General features: G+C 71.0%; 14 protein-coding genes. 6 read left to right on the forward strand and 8 right to left on the reverse strand.

Annotated features, from left to right (window positions below; genetic code table 11):
• The first annotated feature begins 9 nt into the window (after positions 1 to 9).
• Positions 10 to 915 carry a VWA domain-containing protein gene (locus OV427_RS07600; RefSeq protein ID WP_267855435.1) on the forward strand — a complete coding sequence of 302 codons (906 nt, stop codon included), beginning with the start codon at positions 10 to 12 and terminating at the stop codon, positions 913 to 915.
• A 56-nt stretch (positions 916 to 971) separates the two neighbouring features.
• Positions 972 to 2,228, forward strand: a complete 1,257-nt coding sequence (locus OV427_RS07605; RefSeq protein ID WP_267855436.1) for a DEAD/DEAH box helicase — start codon at positions 972 to 974, stop codon at positions 2,226 to 2,228.
• On the opposite strand, the gene OV427_RS07610 is transcribed toward OV427_RS07605, so the two are convergent.
• The 4 genes from OV427_RS07610 to OV427_RS07625 form a co-directional block, all read right to left on the reverse strand.
• A complete protein-coding gene (locus OV427_RS07610) occupies positions 2,225 to 3,097 on the reverse strand; it encodes an alpha-ketoglutarate-dependent dioxygenase AlkB (RefSeq protein WP_267855437.1) in 873 nt (290 codons plus the stop codon). The two genes, OV427_RS07605 and OV427_RS07610, sit on opposite strands and share 4 nt — an antisense overlap.
• 7 nt (positions 3,098 to 3,104) lie before the next feature.
• The gene (locus OV427_RS07615) at positions 3,105 to 4,565 is read right to left on the reverse strand and encodes a penicillin-insensitive murein endopeptidase (RefSeq protein ID WP_267855438.1); all 1,461 of its coding nucleotides are present in this window, start codon (positions 4,563 to 4,565) and stop codon (positions 3,105 to 3,107) included.
• A 412-nt stretch (positions 4,566 to 4,977) separates the two neighbouring features.
• Positions 4,978 to 5,721 (reverse strand): purine-nucleoside phosphorylase, encoded by a 744-nt coding sequence (deoD, locus tag OV427_RS07620; protein ID WP_267855439.1) that lies wholly within the window; start codon positions 5,719 to 5,721, stop codon positions 4,978 to 4,980.
• A 16-nt stretch (positions 5,722 to 5,737) separates the two neighbouring features.
• The gene (locus OV427_RS07625) at positions 5,738 to 6,145 is read right to left on the reverse strand and encodes a TonB family protein (RefSeq protein WP_267855440.1); all 408 of its coding nucleotides are present in this window, start codon (positions 6,143 to 6,145) and stop codon (positions 5,738 to 5,740) included.
• A gap of 107 nt (positions 6,146 to 6,252) precedes the next feature.
• On the opposite strand from OV427_RS07625, the gene OV427_RS07630 reads away from it, so the two are divergent.
• Positions 6,253 to 7,632: a cytochrome P450 gene (locus tag OV427_RS07630; RefSeq protein WP_267855441.1), complete on the forward strand. Its 1,380-nt coding sequence runs from the start codon at positions 6,253 to 6,255 to the stop codon at positions 7,630 to 7,632.
• 105 nt (positions 7,633 to 7,737) lie between these two features.
• On the opposite strand, the gene OV427_RS07635 is transcribed toward OV427_RS07630, so the two are convergent.
• On the reverse strand, positions 7,738 to 8,811 hold the full coding sequence (locus OV427_RS07635) for an alkene reductase (protein ID WP_267855442.1): 1,074 nt from the start codon (positions 8,809 to 8,811) through the stop codon (positions 7,738 to 7,740).
• Between the two features lie 94 nt (positions 8,812 to 8,905).
• Positions 8,906 to 9,202 (reverse strand): ArsR/SmtB family transcription factor, encoded by a 297-nt coding sequence (locus OV427_RS07640; RefSeq protein ID WP_267855443.1) that lies wholly within the window; start codon positions 9,200 to 9,202, stop codon positions 8,906 to 8,908.
• 205 nt (positions 9,203 to 9,407) lie between these two features.
• Between OV427_RS07640 and OV427_RS07645 the strand changes: the two genes are divergently transcribed.
• Complete coding sequence (locus OV427_RS07645; protein ID WP_267855444.1) at positions 9,408 to 10,115, forward strand: abortive infection system antitoxin AbiGi family protein; 708 nt, start codon at positions 9,408 to 9,410, stop codon at positions 10,113 to 10,115.
• A 7-nt stretch (positions 10,116 to 10,122) separates the two neighbouring features.
• Here the strand turns inward: OV427_RS07645 and OV427_RS07650 are convergent, their stop codons facing one another.
• Together OV427_RS07650 and OV427_RS07655 are read right to left on the reverse strand one after the other, a co-directional pair.
• Positions 10,123 to 11,421 carry a hypothetical protein gene (locus OV427_RS07650; RefSeq protein ID WP_267855445.1) on the reverse strand — a complete coding sequence of 433 codons (1,299 nt, stop codon included), beginning with the start codon at positions 11,419 to 11,421 and terminating at the stop codon, positions 10,123 to 10,125.
• Between the two features lies 1 nt (position 11,422).
• Positions 11,423 to 14,203 (reverse strand): TonB-dependent receptor domain-containing protein, encoded by a 2,781-nt coding sequence (locus tag OV427_RS07655; RefSeq protein WP_267855446.1) that lies wholly within the window; start codon positions 14,201 to 14,203, stop codon positions 11,423 to 11,425.
• A 185-nt stretch (positions 14,204 to 14,388) separates the two neighbouring features.
• On the opposite strand from OV427_RS07655, the gene OV427_RS07660 reads away from it, so the two are divergent.
• Together OV427_RS07660 and OV427_RS07665 are read left to right on the forward strand one after the other, a co-directional pair.
• Positions 14,389 to 14,838 carry a hypothetical protein gene (locus tag OV427_RS07660; RefSeq protein WP_267855447.1) on the forward strand — a complete coding sequence of 150 codons (450 nt, stop codon included), beginning with the start codon at positions 14,389 to 14,391 and terminating at the stop codon, positions 14,836 to 14,838.
• A complete protein-coding gene (locus OV427_RS07665; protein ID WP_267855448.1) occupies positions 14,807 to 15,265 on the forward strand; it encodes a heavy metal-responsive transcriptional regulator in 459 nt (152 codons plus the stop codon). Before OV427_RS07660 ends, OV427_RS07665 begins: the two co-directional genes overlap by 32 nt.
• The last annotated feature ends 109 nt before the right edge of the window (positions 15,266 to 15,374 follow it).

Genomic DNA, 15,374 nt, shown 5'->3' on the forward strand with positions numbered 1-15,374 from the left:
GGTCGTGACATGGGGTACGGCAGCTACAGCTACGAAGCGCACGAGGCGATGACGAAGGCCCGCAAGGACCTCCCGCAGCAGGAGGTCTTCACGCAGCGCGCCTGTCACCCGAAGATGGACCCTCACGGCGTGCGGTTCCGCGAGAGCCGTGACAGTGAGGCGCACCCCAACTCGCTCTCCGTCGTCATGGCGCTCGACGTGACGGGCTCCATGGGCAACATCCCCGAAATCCTCGCGCGCCAGACGCTGCCGTCCTTCATGAAGGACCTGATGGAGGCGGGCATCCCCGACCCACAAGTGATGTTCATGGCGGTGGGCGACGCGTACATGGACCGCGCGCCCCTCCAGGCGGGCCAGTTCGAGTCCTCCGAGCAGCAGATGGACCAGTGGCTCACGTGGATGTTCCTGGAGCGCGGCGGCGGCAACAACCCGGGGGAGACGTACGAGCTGGGCATGTACTTCGCCGCCGAACACACCGCGATGGACTGCTTCGAGAAGCGAGGCAAGAAGGGCTACTTCTTCATGACGGGCGACGAGCCCGCCTTCCACTCCGTGTCGAAAGAGCACATCGAGAAGCTCATCGGCACGAAGCAGGGGCGCGACGTGCCCATGGAAGAAGTGGTCAGCCGGCTGGACAAGACCTTCCACCCGTTCTTCCTCATCCCCGACCAGAACCGCCGCGGCCGCTGCGAGGCGTTCTGGCGCAAGTACATGGGCGACAGGGTCATCTGCATGGACGACCCGGCGGACACCTGCGACGTGGCCGCCGCGCTGGTGGCCCTCACCGAGCGCGCCGTCCCCAGCGTCGACGCCGTCGCCGCTCGGCTGCTTGCCTCGGGCACGCCGAAAGAGCGCGTGAAGGGCATCGTCCGGGCCATCGAGCCCTGGGCTCAGGTCCTCCGGCGCGCGACGTAGGACACAGACACGCCAGGGCTCTCCCACGGGGCCTCGCGCCGTGGTAGCCCGGGGGCGTGAGCGACTCCTTCGAAACACTCGGCCTCTCGCGGGAGACGCTCGGCGCCCTGCGCCGGGCGCGCTTCGCCCGGCCCACTCCCATCCAGGAGCAGGCCATTCCTCCCGCCCTCGACGGGCGGGACATCATCGGCTGCGCCGCCACCGGCACCGGCAAGACGGCCGCGTACGTGGTGCCCCTGGTGGAGCGCTTCGCCAGGAGGAAGGGCACGCTCGGCCTGGTGCTCGCCCCCACGCGCGAATTGGTGCTGCAAATCGCGGAGCCGGTGCGCTTCTTCGCCGAGCCGCTCGGCCTCACGCACGCGGTGGTCATCGGCGGCGAGGACATGGGGGCCCAGGTCCATGCGCTGAAGGAGCGTCCCACCTTCGTGCTCGCCACGCCCGGTCGGCTGGTGGACCTGCTTGAAAACGACGCCGCCGCCTTTCCGCACCTGGAGGCACTCGTGCTCGACGAGGCGGACCGGATGCTGGACATGGGCTTCCTGCCGCAGCTCGAGCGCATCTTCGCCGCCCTGCCCCACCGCCGGCAGACGCTCCTGTTCTCAGCGACGCTGGGCCCGGACGTGAGCCGCTTCGCCCGCCAGCGCCTCTACAACCCCGTGCGCGTGGAGGTGACCCGCAGCGGCACTCCCGCCGAGCGCGCGGAGCAGCGGCTCTACTTCGTGAGGGCGGAGGAGAAGACGCCGCTGCTGCTCACGCTGCTCGCCAGCGAGGAGCAGACGACGCTCGTGTTCGCCCGGGCGAAGGAGCGCGTGGAGAAGGTCCACAAGGCGCTCCAGAAGGCTGGCTACCGCGCCGCCCTGCTGCATGCGGACCGCACGCAGAACCAGCGCCGGCAGGCGATGGAGGGCTTCCGCGACGGCACGTACCGCGTCCTCGTGGCCACGGACATCGCCGCGCGCGGCCTGGACGTGGAGGACGTGGGCCACGTCATCAACTACGACCTGCCGCACGCCCCCGAGGACTACGTCCACCGCATCGGCCGCACAGCGCGCGCCGCGGCGAGTGGCGTGGCGTCCACCTTCGCGATGACTCGGGAGGGACAGGTCGTCACGAAGATTGAGAGCATCATGCGCGCGGAGATTCCCCGCGTCGCCGTGCCGCGCGAGGACCCCGTGTTCAAGGAGCACTGGGAGAACTTCCTCGCCGCGCAGAGGGACCCGGGGCCGCCGCAGCAGGGAGCGAGCCAGCCCAAGCGCTCTCCGGACCAGGGCCCCGGACGGCACGCGCGGACGCACAAGAAGCGCGGTTCCTAGGACCTGCGCTCCTTCTCCAGCTCCGCCCGGAAGAACGCACTGCCCCGGGCGAGCTCCTCCATGTACGGCCGCACGTCCTCGCGGGCCTCGGGGGACAGCTTCGCGAAGGGAATCACGTGCTCGTCGGGCACGTAGCGGAACGTGAGGTTGATGCGGCGGGTGCGGAAGTCTGGCAGCTCCGGCGGCATCTCGTGACCAGCGCGCGTGTCCACCCGCTGCACGCGGTGGAACGTCTGTTCCTTCCACCGCGCACCACCGAAGAGCTGGAGTGCGCCGTCGTCCAGCCACTGCTCCAGCACCACCTCGTCGCGCTCACCCGGGCGGGTGGAGGTGACGAATTGGAGGAGGGCGCGCTCGCCGAAGGACAGCGAGGCCACCGGCCCCGGCTCGAAGTCCTTGTGCTCGCCCACCCGCGCGGTGTCCACCCAGCGCCCGTCCTCCAGGCGGTTGCCGTAGAAGTTCACCAGGCACGTGTTGAGGTGCCAGCCCTTCGGCATGTCCGGCCCGCGGAACATCCGCCGCGCCAGCTCCTCAATCTTCGTCACCTGACGCTGGAGCACCGCGGGGAAGGGCTCGGCCTTCACGCACCGGTTCAGCACGCCCTTCGGCGGGCGGTAGTAGTCCAGGCACGCGAACTGCCAGTTGCCCAGCCAGTACACCGGCCGCAGCAGCCGCCGCTGCGACTGCCCCGGCGGTGGCGGGAAGTGCTTCGAGTAGCGCTCCTCCCACAGCGGATGGAGCGTACCGAGCCACGCGACCGCCTCCGCCTTGTCCGCGGCGGACAGGAAGCTCGCGTTGTAGTGGTGGCCCGGGGTGCGCTGGCGGACCTTGTGGGCCAGTGAGCGCCCCCGGTGGGGAGGAAATGCCATGGACGCCTCAGCGCCCGTGCGAGATGCCGGCGGAAGCCCCCTCGGCGGCTCCCGTGCCCACGGCGGGCGCGGCGGCGGCACCCGCGGTGGTCACATTCACCATGGGCGCGGCGGCATCAGGCCCGGGCGCGGCGGTCTTCACCACGGCGGGCTCGGTGGCAGCGGCCGGAGTGGCCTTCACCTCGGACGCGGCGGCACCCTCGGAGGTCTTCGCCACGGCGGGCACAGCGGAGCTGCCCTCGGCGGTCTTCGCCACGGCGGGCTGCACGGAGCTGCCCTCGGCGGCGACACCCGCGGCGGGCACGACGGCGTTGCCCTCGGAAGAAGCAGCCACGGCCGGCACGGCAGCGGCCGGAGCCGGCTTCGCGCAGCCCGAAGCGGCCTGGGCCTTCGCGGCGACGAGCGCAGGGGCCGGAGCCTCGGGCGGCAACCGGCGCGGAGGCAGCAGGAACGGCGGAGGCACGGGGCAGTGCGTGCAGGGCCCGCGCAGCGGCACGGACAGCCGCTGCCCGGCGCGCAGGAAGTTGCTGCGCATCCGGTTGGCCTTCTTGATCATCGACACCGTCGACCCGTACTTCAGCGCGATGCCGCCCAGCGTGTCACCGTTGCGAATCCGGTGCGTGGTGACGTTGTACTCGGGCTGGAGCGCCAGCAGCGGCTGCACCCGGCGGCCCAGCTCCTGCGCGCGCGGGTTGTGGAAGCGCACGTGGAAGTGGTCGCGGTGCCGGCGCGCGTGGCGCACGACGCCGTTGGGGCCGTCGTTGAAGAGCGAGTCGAGCCACGCCTTGTCCTCGCCGATGGACACCGCGTAGTTGTAGATGACCTGCCGCACGCGCTTGTCCACGAGGACCATCTGCACGTCCGTCTTCGTGATGAGCGCGCGCAGGAACGCCCAGTTGAGCGGCACGTTGATGTACTTCTCGCGCTCGCGCTCACGGATGGGGTCCACCGTCGGGTAGTAGAAGCCGACGTCCACGTCCCGGCCGTTCTGGTGGCTCTTGTGGGGGCGCAGGTAGCCGCCCTCCTTGTTGCTGATGCCGTTGACCCGCAGCGGCGGCGCTTCCGGGAACTTCGCGCGCACCTCGCGGATGGCCTCGGTCAGGTAGTTGACGGTCTCCTCGGTGGCGTAGGCCACCTCGGGGGAGACGACAATCCACTCCGGCCCCTGCGGGAAGCGCTTCGAGTTCACCAGCCGGCCGCTGTGCACGAAGCCCACCGCCATGGACCCGAGCGCGGAGATCTCGTCCTTCCACTTCTTCGCCAGGTCCTCGTCGGAGATGTCCGCCGAGTACAGCGGCCCCGTTGGCACGTCCCCCGTGGTGGCCACGGCCTCCGGGGACTCGCCGTCATCACCCGCCTCGCCGTCGGCGACCTCTGCCTCGTCGTCCTCGCCCTCCTGGTCCTCGGCGGACAGCGCGCAGTTCCCGCTGGGAGCCGCGGCCACCGCTTCCGCGGCGCCAGTCGCCACGGGCGAGGCACTCTCGGCGGCGGGAGCCGGTGTCGGGGCAGGCGTCGTCGGCGCCTCGGAGCGCGGCGCGTCCGAGACCTCCGGACGCACGGCGGCGAGGGCCGGCGCAGTGCCAGCAGTGGGGGCCACGCGCGCGGCACAGCCGGCGCAAACGAGCAGGAGCCAGATTGGGTAACGCACCGGGGCGAAGGATGACCCGGAATCCGTCCGGGCTCCAAGTACCTGCCTCGGATTTGTGAACGCCTCCCTGCCCCTGGGGGCAGAACGGGCCCGCCCACCACACGTTTCCAGAGGGAAGCGCTCCACCCCACCACCCTGCCCGGCTGCTGTCCGGCGAGGCGCGGCGGGGCCGGTTGACGCCCGCATCCCGCTCCGCGTGGGACTCACGCCAAAGCGGGATGCGGAAGGGACTTCAGCCCGCCTTCGGAGCGGGGGCCGCGGGCGGCGGCTCGGCGATGGCGACGTCCAGCGCCAGCTCGATCATCTCGTCGAACGAGGTCTGCCGCTCCTGCGGGCTGAGCGCCTCGTGCGTGAGGAGGTGGTCGGACACGGTGAGCAGCGCGAGCGCGCGGGCGCCCGTCTCGGCGGCGATGCCGTAGAGCCCGGCGACCTCCATCTCCACGGCGAGGATGCCCATGCGCCCCAGCGTGGCGTTGAGCTGCTCCTGCGGGTGGTAGAAGAGGTCGGAGGAGAAGACAGTGCCTGCGCGTACCGGCCGGCCGCGCTTCTCGGCCGCTTCCACCGCGCGCCTCGCCAGGGTGAAGTCCGGCACCGCGGGGAAGTCGTGGTCCATGAGCCGCATCCGGTTCACCCTGGAGTCGGTGCCGGCGCCGGTGGCGACGATGACGTCGCGCAGCTTCACGTCCGTGCGCAGCGCGCCGCAGCTGCCCACGCGGATGAGGACGCGCGCGCCGTACGTCTTGATGAGCTCGGTGGCGTAGATGGAGACGGAGGGGATGCCCATGCCGTGCCCCATCACCGAAATCCTGCGGCCCCGGTACGTCCCGGTGAAGCCGTACATGTTGCGCACGGAGGTGACCCCACGGGCCTCCTCCAGGAAGCGCTCGGAGATATGACGAGCCCGCAGGGGGTCGCCGGGCATCAGCACCACGTCGGCGAAGTCACCGGGTGCGGCGGAGATATGAGGAGTTGCCATGGCCGCGCACCATACCCTACGGGCCGGCCACCCAGGACACGTGGAAGTGCGCATCCAGCGTGGACTGCGTGTAACTGGCCGGGAGCGCCGGGAAGGGCGCGGCCTGCTTCACGGCCGCCAGCGCGGCGGCATCCCACGCCTTGGAGCCCGACGCCGTCGTCACGGTGGCGGACACGAGCTTCCCGTCCCGGCCAATCACCGCCTGCACCACCGCCTTCTTCCCCAGGGCCGGAGTGCCCTTCGGCTGCCGCCACTTCCCGGCCACGCGGGAGTAGACCTTCTGCTGGTAGGCAGCACTCTTCATCTCGTTCTGGAAGAAGGCCTCCAGGCGCGGGCTGCCGGCGGCGGCCAGGGCCACGGGGGCCACGGCCAGTGCGAGCAGCGTCACGAGGGCCAGGCGGCGGGTGCGGAACAGGGTGTCCATGGTGCGCGCGAGGCTACCTCCACCCCCGGAAGGGAGCACGGGCCACTATCGCCCGCGCCAGCGCGGGTCGAGAATGGGACACCCGCCCGCCAGGGATTGCGCCCGCCATGTCCTCCACCCTCATCGACTCACCGTCCATCGCCCCGCTCCTGCCTCCCGGACCGCGCGGTGAGCCGCTGCTGGGCAACCTGCGCGCGCTGCGCAGAAATCCGCTCGCCTTCTTCCCCGAGCAGGTGCGCGAGTACGGCGACGTGGTGCGCATCCGCGTCGGGCCGATGCACGTGACGCTGCTGGCCCACCCGGACCTCGTGCGCCACGTGCTCCAGGACAACGCGCGCAACTACAACAAGCAGACGCGCGGCTTCGCGGTGATTCGCGAGCTGCTCGGGCAGGGGCTGGTCACCAGCGAGGGGGACTTCTGGTTGCGCCAGCGCCGGCTGGCCCAGCCCGCCTTCCACCGCCAGCGGCTCGCGGGCTTCGCGAGCACCATGGTGGACGCGACGGCGGACCTGGCCCGCGCGCTCGAGCCGCGCATCGCCAGCGGCCAGCCCTTCGACGTGGCCGAGGACCTCACCCACCTGACGCTGCGCATCGCCGGCCTCACCCTCTTCGGCACCGAGGTGGGCGACGAGTCGCGCGCCGTGGGCGACGCCCTGGGCCGCGTGCAGACCTTCGCCAACTCTCGCCTCACCCAGCTCATCCCGCTGCCGCGCGCCCTGCCCCTTCCCTCGCACCGGCGCTTCGAGAAGGACGCGGGCACGCTGGACCGCGTGGTGCGCGCCATCATCGAGCGCCGCCGCCGCGAGGGCGGTGAGCACCACGACCTCCTGCAGATGCTGATGGACGCGCGCGACGAGGACACCGGCGAGCGCATGAGCGACACCCAACTGCGCGACGAGGTGATGACGCTGCTGCTGGCCGGGCACGAGACGACGGCCAGCGCGCTCGCGTGGACGGTGATGCTGCTCTCGCAGAACCCCGACGTGCGCGGCAAGCTGGAGGCCGAGCTGGCGCGGGAGCTGTCGGGCCGCACGCCCACGGTGGAGGACCTGCCGAAGCTCGCGCTCACCCGCCGCGTGGTGGACGAGTCGCTGCGCCTCTATCCGCCCGCCTGGATTTTCTCCCGCGCCGCCATCCAGGACGACGTCGTGGGCGGCTTCCGCATCCCCAAGGGCTCGTACGTGCTCATCGTCCCGTGGGTGCTGCACCGCCACCCGAAGCTCTGGGAGAACCCCGACGCCTTCGACCCGGACCGCTTCCTCCCCGAGCGCGAGCGGGAGCGTCCGCGCTTCACCTTCTTCCCCTTCGGCGGCGGACCGCGCCAGTGCATCGGCAACCAGTTCGCGCTGATGGAATTGGTGCTCGTGCTGGCCACGCTGCTCCAGCGCGTGCGGCTGGACCTGGCACCGGGGCACTCCCTCGCTCCGGCGCCCGCCATCACCCTGCGCCCCAGGCCCGGCGTCTGGGTGACGGCCACCCGGGCCTGACCTTCGGGTGGCCTGCCTCGTGGAATGAACGTTCCTTCCGGTCCTGCCGGCCGCCGGGCAGGGGCGCGTCATGTCCACTCCATGCAGGCCCCGCCCGCGCCCGACTCAAGCCGCCAGGGCCGGGTAGTCCGTGTAGCCGCGCGCGTCGCCGCCGTAGAACGTGGCCTGGTCCGGAGCGTTGAGCGGCGCGCCCTTCTGGAGCCGCTCGGGCAGGTCCGGGTTGGCCAGGTACGGAGAGCCGAAGGACACCAGGTCCGCCAGCTTGTCGTTGAGGACGGCATTGGCACTCTGGAGCGAGTAGCCGCCATTCACCATCAGCGGTCCGCGGAAGCGCTCACGGATGAGCGGCAGCAGGCGGGGCGTCTCCGGAGCCGCCACGGGCGCCATGACGTGCAGGTACGCCAACCCGAGCTTGTCGAGCGCACCGGTCGCGTAGCCGAACGTCCGCGCCGGGTCCGAGTCCGACATGCTGTTGAACGCGTTCATCGGCGACAGCCGCACGCCCGTCCGCTCAGCGCCGATGGCGCCGGCCACCGCCTCCGTCGCCTCCAGCAGCAGACGCGCGCGGTTCTCCACGGTGCCGCCGTACGCGTCCGTGCGGTGGTTGCTGCCGTCGCGCAGGAACTGGTCGAGGAGATAGCCATTGGCGCCGTGCACCTCCACGCCGTCGAAGCCCGCTTCCCTCGCCCGGCGCGCGCCCTCGGCGAAGCCCTGGACGATGCCCGGCAGCTCGCTCGACTCCAGCGCACGCGGCGTGACGAAGTCCTTCGGGCCCTGGGTGGTGTAGAGCGTGCCCTCGGCGGCGATGGCGGACGGCGCCACCGGCAGCGCCCCGCCCGGCTGCATCACCGGATGGGAGATGCGCCCCACGTGCCATATCTGCAGGTAGATGCGCCCGCCGCGCGCGTGCACGGCGTCCGTGACGCGGCGCCAGCCCTCCACCTGCGCGTCGGTGTGGATGCCCGGCGTGTTCGGATAGCCGTAGCCCTGGAGCGAGAACTGGGTGGCCTCGGTGATGAGCAGGCCCGCCGACGCGCGCTGCGCGTAGTACTCCGCCATCAGCGGCGTGGGCACCTGCCCCTCCGCGGCGCGGTTGCGCGTCATCGGCGCCATGACGACGCGGTGGGGAAGCTTCAGGGAGCCGATGCTGACCGGCGTGAACAGGGGCTGCTGCGACATGGTGCGCCTCCGCGAGGACCTCGATGGCGCATCGAAGTAATGGGCACCCCTCAAACAATCAAATGAATGTTTGAATGCCCCTTGGCGACGTCGCTCAGTCCAGCAGGTCCTTGAAGGCCTTGGCGAGCAGCGCGCGGTTGAGGACGCAGTAGGCGTGGGGGCCATCCTTGCGCTTCGTGATGATGCCCGCGCCCTCCAGCACCTTGCCGTGGTGGGACAGCAGGGCCCCGCTCACACCGAGCGCGTCCGCGAGCTCGATGCCGCACATGTCCCCCCGCCGCGCCAGCATCTCGACGATGCGGACGCGGCACGGGTCGGCGAGCGCCTTGAAGACCTTCGCCCGCTGCGCGGTGCAGGCCTGGTCGGAGAGCTGGGGAGCGGGAGATGCCACGAGGCAACCCTAACCAGCGCGGCCCGTGCGCCGCAACGCAACAGGCCCCTGCCACGGAGCACGAACCCCGCCCCCACGCCCGCGAGCTGGATGGCGGACAGGGCCCGGCCCGGCCGCAAGCACGGCGAGCGGGCACGGGGAGACACCGACCCTTCGGGTTGCATCCCCTCCCCCCGTCCGGGACATTACCGGGGAGGTAGGGTCCATGCTCGGCTATCAGGCCAACTCACAGTGGCGGGACATGTCCGACTTCGTGGTGCACTTCACGAAGCCGGGAGCGCCGTACCATGACTCCTACCAGAACATGATGAGCATCCTGGGCTCGCGGACGCTCATCCCCGGCGCGGAGGGCTTCGGCATCGCCCGCAGGGAGCTGACCGTCGCGGAGCGCCACCGCTCGGTGTGCTTCAGCGAGATTCCGCTGGACCAGCTCTCGCGGCTCGTCCAGCGCCGCAGCCTGTACGGCATCGCCTTCAGCAAGAGCTACGTCCTGTCCCAGGGCGGCGGCCCCGTCTGGTACGTCCAGTACGGCTCGCCCGCGCACCTCGCGCTGAAGCACCAGGTGCAGCAGGCGCTGGTGGCGAAGGAGCCGCAGCGCGAGCCCATCTGGTCCATGACGCCCTTCGTGGACATCCAGGGCGACACCCACAACGCGCCCTACAGCTACCGCTTCGACTGGGAGCGCGAGTGGCGCGTGCCGGGGCTCCTGCGCTTCACCGAGTACGACGTCGCCGCCCTCCTCCTTCCCGAGGAGTTGCATGCCACCGCGCGCGGCTTCTTCGAGTGGGCCGTGAAGGAGAAGGCGGGCCCGGGCTACTTCTGCCCGTGCCTGGACCCGCTGTGGACGTCCGCGCAGATTGCCGACGCCCTGGCGAAGCACGCCGAGCAGTCGGCGCGCCTCAAGACGGGGTAGTACGGCCCTACTCGAACAGGGACACCTCGGCGAGGGAGGAGAGGGTCCTGTGGAAGCCGTTGTTCCCGTTGGCGTACGACGTCCCGGTGAGCCGCACGTAGCGGACCGGCCCCACGTCCTCCAGGGGCGTCTCCCCGAAGAGGCCTGCGCCATCCGCCCTGTAGAGGCGCCCATCGAAGGGGCTGTCCCACTGGGTCTGGTCGGCGAGGCGCCAGCGGCCCCGGTCGATGGGGTCCTCGGACAACAGGAGGGGCGTGAGGGCCATGCGCGTCCACTGCTCGCCGTCCACGCTGCCTTCGAGGATGAAGTAGCTACCGTTCGAGCCTTCCATGCCCCGCACCACGGCGTGCTTCAGCCGGGCGGGCTCGGGCAGCGTGAGGGTGAGCCACACGGGGGGCGGGAGGCCCAGGGGGAGCCGCACCGGCTCCAGGTGCCCGTCCGTCCACGGGCAGGGGTCCTCGGGCTTGGGCACGGGCGTGCAGGACACGCCCCGGCTGATGGGCTTGAGGGTACCGGCGGGCACCGGCAGGGGCGCCGTGCGCCACTCCTGGCGGAACGTCAGGGGAGAGTGCTTCGCCCCCAGCGGGTAGAACCACCACTCGCCAATGCTCATGGCCCGCAGCTGCACCTCGGGGCTTGCGAAGTCCTCCAGCACATAGGGGCTCGCCGTCCATGGCGAGGGGGCGCCCCACCAGTGGAACACCGGCTTCCCGCCGCTCGTGAGGAAGAGCACCGGCTCGGGCGCCGACGGATGGCCGGGCACCACCTCATTCTCGAGCGTGACGATGTTGGCCTCCTCGCCGGTGACGGGGACCTCCGGCGCGGGGGGTGCCGGCTCGAAGGACACGACCTGCCCCTCGGGCCCCGGCGTCAGCGTCAGGCGCGCGTCCCAGGTCTTGAGCAGCGGCAGCTCCACGTCGTCCCAGAACTCGAAGGACACGAAGGTGCCCGCGCCATCCTCCTCCAGCCGCGAGACGCGGTAACGGTAGGCAGTGGGGAGCTCGGCCTGGTTCGGATTCACGGCTTGCACGTCGCCAAAGCGCATCTCCAGGAAGTAGTCCCCGGTGGCCTCGGTGGTGGCCGTCCCATAGGGCGTGAATTTCGGCTTGGGCCAGGGCTCCGGCGGGCCTCCCGAGTTCGTGGGGTACTCCACCTTCGCCCGCTCGTAGGCCAGCGTCGCGCCCACCAGCGGCGAGCCGTCCCGCTGCTCGGCGCGGCCATAGACGAAGACGGGGTCGTCCTGCAGCCGGTCACATCCGGTGGAGGCGAGGACGAGCAGCCCCAGAAGCTTGAATGGATGGCGCATCTCAGTAGCTCCCCTTCAGGCCGAGCAGTGGAACGATGACGGGAATCCCCACGGACTCGCGCTGCAGCTTTCCGCCCTTCCGCGTGTACTCGTAGGCGAACACCTCCGTTTGGAGCGAGAGGTTGAGCACGTCCAGCGAGGCCTCCAGGTTGAAGTCGTCGACGGCCCAGGACTTCGCCACGCGGAAGTCCACGCGGAAGAACGGCGCCAGACGGTCCACCTGGTCCGCGTCCTTGCGCACCCACGCGTTGAAGTTGTCCGCCGTGCGCACCTCGCGCTGGGTGACGGAGGAAATCTCCCCGGACTCCGGCCGGCCGGTGTTGAAGTGCACCACCGTGCCCACCGTCCAGTTGTTGCGCAGCTTGTAGCTGAGCGCCGCGTTGAAGACGTGCGCCTGCTCGAACGCGAAGGGCACGTCCGCCTCCGCCATCTCCCGGACGGAGGTGTCGTCGTTGTACCGGGCGAACCGCTTGTGCCGCTTGCTCTGGAGGAAGCTGTACGTCACCCAGCCGAACCAGTTGCGGCCCAGCGGGTGGCGCGCCATCAAGTCAATTCCATACGCGTAGCCGCTCGCTGCCGGGTCCTCGCGCAAGAGGCCCCGGCGCTGCCGGTTCTCCAGCACCTGCTTCACGTCGAACTCCACCGTGCGCCACAGCGGGTTGTAGAAAGCGTCCGCGCTCAGCTCCAAGCCCTCGGCCGCCTTCCACTCGGCGCCCACGTCGAACTGGGCGCCTTCCTGCAGGCCGTAGCGCAGGCCGGACACGTCCATGGCGGGCAGGTGGAGCAGGATGGTGGGCGGCTGGTGGAAGAGGCCCGCGCCGCCCTTGAGGGTGAGCGTGTCACTGAAGACGTGGCGCACGCTGAGGCGCGGCTCCACGGCGACGTGGTTGATGCCGGGCACCAGGTGGTACGAGTCCACGCGCGCCCCGGGCACCACCAGCCACTTCTCCGCGGGCCGCCACGTCGCGGAGACGTACGCGCCGGAGAACGTGCCCAGCGACGAGGGCTGCTTGAGCGGATGCGCGTCATCCGAGGGCCGCCAGCCTGGAGGCCGCGCGGAGCCGGTGATGGTGGTGGCCACGCGCCGGTGCTCCACGTCTCCGCCGACCTGCACTTCCAGCGCGTCCGAGAACCGCCGCTTCCAGCCCGCGCGGGCCGAGAAGGACAGCTGGTCCAGCCCGTACTCGCCCGAGGTGACCTGCGTGAGGCCCTCCCCCGGACGCAGCTCCAGCGTCCGCTTCCCCACCAGCCCCACCTCGTCGAGGCCCACGGTGAGGCCCAGCTCGCCCTCGCCGCCCGCCAGCGGGTGCGTGCCGCGCAGGTCCACGCGGTGGAAGCGGGAGATGATGGTGCCGCCCAGGCCGCCCTCGTAGTTGCCCGAGTCCTCGCCGACGTCATCCGAGCTGCCCAGCGCGAACAGGCGCAGCCGGCCCTCGCCCACCTTCTGCTCCACGCGCAGCTGGTAGTCCCAGAAGCCGGCATGGAGGGGGTTGTCCTCCTCGTCGTTGAAGATGGCGTAGGCCACGGGGATGAGCAGCCCGGTGTAGCTGTAGCGGCCGGCCACGGTGACGGAGGTGCCCGTCTTCTCGAAGGGGACCTCGACGAAGCCTCCCGCGTTGATGAGGTCCGCGTAGGCGGTGGCGTGCAGCCTGTCGTCATGGGGCCGGGACAGCCGCCCCTCCACCGCGCCGCCCAACACGCGCCCGTACTGCACCGGCGGCGAGCCCGGATAGAAGTCGATGGTGTCGATGAAGTCCGGGTGGATGACCGCGGGCCCCAGCAGCAGGTGATACAGCATGGGGACGCGCACGCCGTCGAGGAAGTAGCCCGTGGCGGCGGGCTGGCCGCCGCGCACCACCGGGTAGCCCAGGCCGGAGGCGACGCTGGACACGCCGGGCATCAGCATGATGACGCGGAACGGGTCGCCCTGCGTGCCGGGCACCTCGCGAATCTCCTGCTCGCGCAGGCTGATGCGCGTGACTTCGGTGCGCGGCCGGTCATCGCGCACCACCGTCTCGTAGGGGTTCACCACGGTGGGCTGGAGCCGGTACACCACCGCGAGGCTCTGCCCCTCCACCACCGTCTCCTCGAAGGTGAAGGGCTGGTGACCCGGCGCGCGGACCTCCAGTCGGTGCGCGCCCGCGGGCACCTCCACCTCGAAGCGGCCCTGCTCGTCCACCAATGTGGCCGGCTCCGGGCTCCCGTCGACGAAGAGCGCGGCATCCACCACCGGGCGCCGCGTACCCCGGGCGCGCACCTCGCCCTGGATGCGGGCCTGGGTGAAAACGAGTCCGGCGGGAGGCTCGAAGCGGTAGCTGTAGTTGATGCGCATGCCCACGGGCTTGCCGGCCATGAGCCCGGGGGTGAAGCGCAGGCCCGGGGCGGCCTTCACCGCGGCCTCGGTGAGGGCCTCGTGCACGGAGGGCTCCGCCACCTTCACCTCCGTGACGGCGCCGTGCTCGTCCACGAGCAGCACCAGCTTCACCTCGGACTCGGTGCCCTTCAGTCCCTCGGGCCACGCGGCGGGGGAGTTGGCGACCAGGGTGGGCGGCTGCAGCCACACCGCGCCGCCGTCGGCGGCCAGTCCCAGGCGGGATGCATCGTCGGAGGAGACGACCGTGCCGGCATCCGTGGTCTGGACGTCCACCTCCACCGCGCGGGGCTCGCTGGTGGCGGTGGGCGGGGCCTGGGCCCCGGCGACACCGGGCAGGGCGGACAGCGCGAACAGGAACACTGCGAGTCGTCTGGAGATGGTCATCACCTGGTCGGGATACGCAGCCAAGTGTGCCACCTGGCTCTCGACGGCCTCCGCGCCCCTGGACCTGCATGTGCGAGCGAAACTGTCTACCCCTCGCGACGGGTCGGATGCCGTGTCCGGGACACCGCGCGCCACGCCCGCAACCATCTGGGAGCCGGAGCGAAAGGCGCTTGACCCTGCACCTTGGTGCAGACCGTAGCCTCCTTCGCATGAACCGACCCGAAGCCCTCCGAACCACGTCCCGCGTCGTCCGTGCCAGCGCCCTCTACGACCTGGTCGTCACCCTCCCCTTCGCCACGCCCTTCACCGGAGGCTGGCTCCTCCAGCAGTTGCACCAACTGCACGGGTGGCTCGGCCTGTCCGGCGCCACCCCGCCCGACTTCGGGCCGATGCACCTGTTGTTCGTGAGCCTCATGGGCACCATCGTCACGCTGTGGGCGGTGCTGCGCATCTATCGCCCCGAGCCCCTCTTCGGCGCGGTGGACACGGCGGGGCGCGCCTTCTTCTCCCTGTGGATGGCCTGGGCGCTGTGGAAGGGGCAGACGTCCATCCTCGCCGTCATGCTCACCCTGGAGCTGGCATGGTTCTTCGTGCAGGGTGGTGCCATCCTGTGGTGGAGGAACCACCATGAGCACGCGCGCCTCTCCCCAGCGGTCTGACGTCCCCGCCAGCCTGCGCATCAGCGACCTGGCCACCGCCGCGGGCGTCGGCATCCCCACGCTGCGCTTCTACGAGCGGAAGAAGCTGCTGCCCGCCCCCCGCCGCACGGCGAGCGGCTACCGCGTGTACGAGCCCCGGCACGTCACGCGCGTGCGCTTCATCCGCCGGGCGCAGGAGCTGGGCTTCTCGCTGCGCGAGGTGGGCGCACTGCTGGCCGTCTCGGACCGGAAGGTGCCCTCCTCCACCGAGGTGGAGCGCTTCGCGGCGGCGAAGCTGGAGGCCATCGACGCGCGGGTGAAGGACCTCCAGCGCATGAAGCGCGCAATCCTCAAGCTGCTCGCGGAGGGCGTCTGCGACACGGAGGCCGAGTGCCCCGTCCTCTTGTCCCTGGGCGGACTCCCTCCGGCCCGTCGCGCGAGGGGCTGACCCGTCCGGGCGCCGGCCCATCACCGCCCCGCGCGCCTTCGAGGCGAAAGACGCGTCATTTGATGCGGGCGGGCTGCGTCCGTAGGGTAGCGCCCCGGAACACCACACG

It is taken from the genome of Pyxidicoccus sp. MSG2, assembly GCF_026626705.1.
In the GTDB taxonomy this organism is placed as follows: domain Bacteria; phylum Myxococcota; class Myxococcia; order Myxococcales; family Myxococcaceae; genus Myxococcus.

Bases quoted from the DNA above. Each gene is read 5' to 3' on its own strand.
- OV427_RS07645 (WP_267855444.1), top strand. From the start codon at position 9,408: ATGCTCGGCTATCAGGCCAACTCACAGTGGCGGGACATGTCCGACTTC.
- OV427_RS07625 (WP_267855440.1), bottom strand. From the start codon at position 6,145: ATGGACACCCTGTTCCGCACCCGCCGCCTGGCCCTCGTGACGCTGCTC.
- OV427_RS07665 (WP_267855448.1), top strand. From the start codon at position 14,807: ATGAGCACGCGCGCCTCTCCCCAGCGGTCTGACGTCCCCGCCAGCCTG.
- OV427_RS07610 (WP_267855437.1), bottom strand. From the start codon at position 3,097: ATGGCATTTCCTCCCCACCGGGGGCGCTCACTGGCCCACAAGGTCCGC.
- OV427_RS07630 (WP_267855441.1), top strand. From the start codon at position 6,253: ATGTCCTCCACCCTCATCGACTCACCGTCCATCGCCCCGCTCCTGCCT.
- OV427_RS07600 (WP_267855435.1), top strand. From the start codon at position 10: ATGGGGTACGGCAGCTACAGCTACGAAGCGCACGAGGCGATGACGAAG.
- OV427_RS07650 (WP_267855445.1), bottom strand. From the start codon at position 11,421: ATGCGCCATCCATTCAAGCTTCTGGGGCTGCTCGTCCTCGCCTCCACC.
- OV427_RS07660 (WP_267855447.1), top strand. From the start codon at position 14,389: ATGAACCGACCCGAAGCCCTCCGAACCACGTCCCGCGTCGTCCGTGCC.
- deoD (WP_267855439.1), bottom strand. From the start codon at position 5,721: ATGGCAACTCCTCATATCTCCGCCGCACCCGGTGACTTCGCCGACGTG.
- OV427_RS07635 (WP_267855442.1), bottom strand. From the start codon at position 8,811: ATGTCGCAGCAGCCCCTGTTCACGCCGGTCAGCATCGGCTCCCTGAAG.